The 4,764-nt window shown below is 44.3% G+C and carries 3 protein-coding genes and 1 pseudogene; 1 reads left to right on the top strand and 3 read right to left on the bottom strand.

From position 1 onward, the window contains the following. Nucleotides 1-116 precede the first annotated feature (116 nt). A complete protein-coding gene (locus tag Q1A70_RS18910; protein ID WP_299695365.1) occupies nucleotides 117-758 on the top strand; it encodes a hypothetical protein in 642 nt (213 codons plus the stop codon). A gap of 197 nt (nucleotides 759-955) precedes the next feature. On the opposite strand, the gene Q1A70_RS18905 is transcribed toward Q1A70_RS18910, so the two are convergent. The 3 genes and pseudogenes from Q1A70_RS18905 to Q1A70_RS18895 all read right to left on the bottom strand — a co-directional run. After that, nucleotides 956-2,146: an amino acid aminotransferase gene (locus Q1A70_RS18905; RefSeq protein ID WP_299695368.1), complete on the bottom strand. Its 1,191-nt coding sequence runs from the start codon at nucleotides 2,144-2,146 to the stop codon at nucleotides 956-958. Nucleotides 2,147-2,628: 482 nt separating this feature from the next. Further along, nucleotides 2,629-4,029, bottom strand: a complete 1,401-nt coding sequence (gene asnS / locus Q1A70_RS18900; protein ID WP_299695371.1) for an asparagine--tRNA ligase — start codon at nucleotides 4,027-4,029, stop codon at nucleotides 2,629-2,631. Nucleotides 4,030-4,456: 427 nt separating this feature from the next. Continuing rightward, a pseudogene (locus Q1A70_RS18895) lies at nucleotides 4,457-4,687 on the bottom strand (hypothetical protein); the annotation flags it as partial. Nucleotides 4,688-4,764: the final 77 nt, after the last annotated feature.

Raw genomic sequence — 4,764 nt, 5'->3', positions numbered from 1 at the left:
CACATCGACGCCTCTGCCTTGTATAAATACCCAGCAACTCGCTGCAAAAATCAGCTCGAAAGATCAACACGCCCTAACCTTTCATTTCATGGAGTGACAGTTTAAGGATGAAAGGAATGCCGAAGTGGAAACTTAGTTTGATCTCTTTATTGTTTGTGATTTCTCCAAGTTCGTGGGCAGAGACGAGCAATATGGATATTCTTGATTACGACCACCTATATGCGACGGCTCATTCGGGGAGTTTTGATGAAGAGGGTGGAGGCAATGACAGCGCTTCGTCGTTCGGGGTAGGGTTCAGTTATACCGTGGCCGACAGTTGGGTGTTGTTGGCAGACTATAGTGCGCGCTTTATTCACCCCGATGAAAGCACGACTCGAATTGATACTCTTATGGCAGGAGCGGGCTACCGCTACAGCATTAAAAAGGACCTAGATATCGTCGCCTCTTACTTACTTGGCATTACCAAAGGTGAGATCGAGCTCAATGAGACCAATCAAACCTTAGAGTCGGATACTGAATTTATTCAAGGTGTGAAATTGGATCTTAACTACGGTTTTGCTAAGCGGTGGATCACCAACGGCAGCGTGCAAGTGAATCGAAGTGATCTGTATGACGAAGAGATTTATCATCTAGGGTTACGTTACTTGGTCACCAGTGCATTTGCGATTGGTGGCTCTTATCAGCACCGAGATGGTGAAGGTAAGTTTCGCAACGGAAGTACCGATGAGCTCGGTGTGGAATTTATTCTTGAGTATTAGCTGATTAAAACATTCGTTAATGAGAGTACGAAGGTCTTTCCTCACTCAGTTTATTCGTTACCTTCAGATGTAAAAAGCCGCTGATTTTGAACTGACCCCCAATAGTTGGACACCAATTATTGGGGGCTTTTTATGTCCAACTTTATGGAGGCAATTTATTCGCTCGGCTTTTCGCTAGGTAAAGCTGGCATTTAAGATTAAAGAACCGCAGCAATCCCTTTACATAAAGGACCCATGTTTGACTTCGTCATACCCGCAACACTGATACGGCCAGAACCAACAATATAGATAGCGAACTCGTCTTTTAGGCGATTGACTTGCTCTTTACTTAGACCAGAGAAAGAGAACATGCCGTTTTGACGTTCAATGAATGTAAAGTCAGCATCAACACCTTCAGATTTTAGTGTGGCAACGAACAGTTCGCGCATCTCTTGAATACGATCACGCATTTCTGCTACTTCTGCTTCCCATTCAGCACGCAACTCAGCATCACCAAGGATGTAAGTCACGACAGCACTGCCGTGCGCTGGTGGATTAGAGTAGATAGAGCGAATAATGCTTTTCACTTGAGAGAATGCTGTGGTTGCAACATCAGCAGATTCCGCAACCAGAGTGAATGCACCAACACGTTCGTTGTACAGGCCAAAGTTCTTAGAGAATGAACTTGCGACTAGGATCTCTTTGTTGTACTTAGCAAAAGTGCGCAGGCCAGCTGCATCTTCTTCAACGCCTTGTGCAAAGCCTTGGTAAGCAAAATCAAAAAGAGGCAGCAGTTTTTTCTCTGCAACCAGTTTAGCCAGCACTTCCCACTCTTCCGCTGTTGGGTCGATACCCGTTGGGTTATGACAACAGCCGTGAAGAAGGACGATATCACCTTCAGAAGCTTGCTCTAGATCAGCGACCATGCCTGCGAAGTCTTTATCTTTGGTTTCAGCGTTGTAGTAGCTGTATTGAGCCGTCTCGATACCAGCAGCTGCGAAAACACCGTTATGGTTAGCCCAAGTTGGGTTACTGATCCAGATTTTTACGTCGCCCAGTTGGCGCTTGATGAACTCACCTGCGACACGAAGCGCACCAGTACCGCCTGGAGCCTGTGCCGTTTTAGCACGCTTTGACGTGACAATTTCAGCGTCTGAGCCGAAAAGAAGTTTTTGAACCGCTAGGCCGTATTCGGCAGTCCCTTCAATTGTAAGATAAGATTTGGTTTTTTCTGTTTCAAGAAGTGCAGCTTCTGCTTTCTTTACTGTGGTGAGTACAGGCGTTTGACCATCTTCATTTTTGTAGATGCCGACACCAAGGTTGATTTTCTCTGCACGAGAGTCGTTTTTAAATTCTTCAGTAAGGCCGAGGATAGGATCGGCGGGAGCAGCTAACACTTTTTCAAACATAATCTTCATCCATGTCAATTGAGAGGGGGGATAGTACCTAACAGTATTTATACCTGTATGGAATTTTTAAGACAATACGAAGTGAACAGAAAGCATAAAAAAAATCCATTTCAATCAAATTTGATTGCTAAAGAGATTGTTTAGTAACAAAAAAGCTACATATAGGCGGATGGCAAGCGAGAAGTTAATGAGTTTTGAATAATCTAGGGCGATTGAAAACATGCATCTGATTGAAGGGGCTAAGTGATCAAATTCACCTTGCCAAGGACGTTTGATGTGATGGGTAAAGGTGGCTGAAATAACAAGACTACGCCTTGGTGCTATAGCCGATTATCTTTTGTTGGATTTTATTCGCGCATTTACTTAGAACATAAAAAAACCTCCGTAGAAACGGAGGTTTTTATCTATTTACTTACTTCTAGCAAGTATCGTTTACTTGCTTTTATCTACTCACTAACTTCAATGAAAGAAGAAAGTCGATATTAGAAGTTTGCAGAGCGTGGTGTACGTGGGAATGGAATCACATCACGAACGTTACCCATACCTGTTACGTAAGATACTAGACGCTCGAAACCAAGACCGAAACCAGCGTGTGGCACTGTGCCGTATTTACGTAGATCGCGGTACCAGCTCATGTGCTCAGGGTCGATACCCATTGCAATCATACGCTCGTCTAGGATGTCTAAACGCTCTTCACGTTGTGCACCACCGATGATTTCACCGATGCCAGGTGCAAGAACGTCCATTGCTGCCACTGTTTTGCCGTCGTCGTTTAAGCGCATGTAGAAAGCTTTGATGTCTTTCGGGTAGTTCTTAACGATAACAGGCGCTTTGAAGTGTTCTTCAGCTAGGTAACGCTCGTGCTCAGAAGACATGTCGATGCCCCATTCAACTGGGAATTCGAACTCACGACCTGAATCTAGAAGAATCTGGATTGCGTCTGTGTAGTCTACTTGTGCAAAGTCAGCGTCAACGAACTGCTCGAGACGAGTAATCGCTTGCTTGTCGATGCGTTGTGCGAAGAACTCAAGGTCATCACGGCGCTCTTCAAGAACAGCAGCGAAAACGTATTTAAGCATGTCTTCAGCCAGTTTTGCTGCATCATCAAGATCAGCAAATGCGATCTCAGGCTCAACCATCCAGAATTCAGCTAGGTGACGGCTTGTGTTTGAGTTTTCAGCACGGAACGTAGGACCGAACGTGTAAACCTTGCTTAGTGCACAAGCGTAAGCTTCCGCATTAAGCTGGCCAGATACGGTTAGGAAGGTCTCTTTACCAAAGAAATCTTCGTTGAAGTCAACATCGCCTTTTTCAGTGCGCGGTAGGTTTTCCATGTCTAGCGTAGATACGCGGAACATTTCACCTGCGCCTTCGGCATCAGAAGCAGTAATAAGTGGAGCCGAAGTCCAGAAGAAACCTTGCTCGTGGTAGAAACGGTGAATCGCTTGCGATAGACAGTTACGTACACGTGCTACTGCGCCGATCACGTTAGTACGTGGACGTAGGTGAGCAACTTCACGAAGGTATTCGATAGAGTGACGTGTCTTAGCCATTGGGTAAGTGTCAGCATCTTCAACCCAGCCAACAACTTTAACGTCAGTTGCTGCTAGTTCGAAATCTTGACCTTTTGCAGGAGACTCAACAATCTTGCCAGTTACTTCAACAGAGCAGCCAGTGGTTAGCTTTAGTACTTCGTTTTCGTAATTATTAAGATTATTAGGGACCACGGCCTGAATCGGGTCGAAACAAGAGCCGTCATAAATGGCAAGGAAAGAGATTCCAGCTTTGGAATCACGACGTGAACGGATCCAGCCGCGAACAGTTACTTCACTGTCTACCGCTAGCTTGCCGCCAAGTACGTCTGTTACAGGCGCGTAAGTCATGTTGGTTTCATTCTCCATTGAGGGACAAATTCAACGCAATGTTTGCAACCGATTGTTTATAGTTCGCTAAATTCTGAACAAAAAACAGTCGAAACATTGGGTTGTATAAACTTTTTAAATCAATGGAACATATTACCTGTCATACAGAGAGCTTCAACCTTTATTCTTGCTTGTGGAAAGAAATATTTCGAATCAAAGCAAGAAAAATCATTGAGGGTTGGTTTTTTATTCAATATCACAAGGTTCTATTCTTCAAACACGCTATGTACCATAAGCATAAAGACTTAACAGCGGTTTCAATTACGCACTAGTTGTAGTTGTTTGGTTTGATTCCGAACTCGAACCCTCAGAAAAGATAGCTAAAGAAGACAAAGCGCTCATGAAGGAGCGCTTTTTTATTGGTTGGCAGTCACGTAATTCTATTGACTTAAGATTTGATATTGGTCTTTGAGTTCGGCTTTGACTGAGACGGCTTTGATTGAGACAAGGTGAATTGATTGATCAGCGACTCAAGATGATCAGACAGCTTTTCTAGACCATTACTGATGTCACGGGTTTCAGCCGCAGATTGCGATGTGTTATTCGCGTGAGAAGTGATGGTTTCAACTTTCTGCTGAACATCTTTAGTGGCCTGTGTGGTAGATTGGGTTTGTTGCTGAGAGATATCAGGGAATATTTTCATACAACAGCAAGCTCCTTCAATAGAAGGCCGAGCCACTGAGGTGCTACATCACG

It is taken from the genome of uncultured Vibrio sp. (genome assembly GCF_947488985.1).
GTDB lineage: Bacteria > Pseudomonadota > Gammaproteobacteria > Enterobacterales > Vibrionaceae > Vibrio.
Note: the sequence above shows the minus strand (reverse complement) of the source record. Positions and strands in the feature narration are given on the sequence as shown.

Coding starts and splice junctions, on each gene's coding strand:
- Q1A70_RS18910 (WP_299695365.1), top strand. CDS start 117: ATGCCGAAGTGGAAACTTAGTTTGATCTCTTTATTGTTTGTGATTTCT.
- Q1A70_RS18905 (WP_299695368.1), bottom strand. CDS start 2,146: ATGTTTGAAAAAGTGTTAGCTGCTCCCGCCGATCCTATCCTCGGCCTT.
- asnS (WP_299695371.1), bottom strand. CDS start 4,029: ATGACTTACGCGCCTGTAACAGACGTACTTGGCGGCAAGCTAGCGGTA.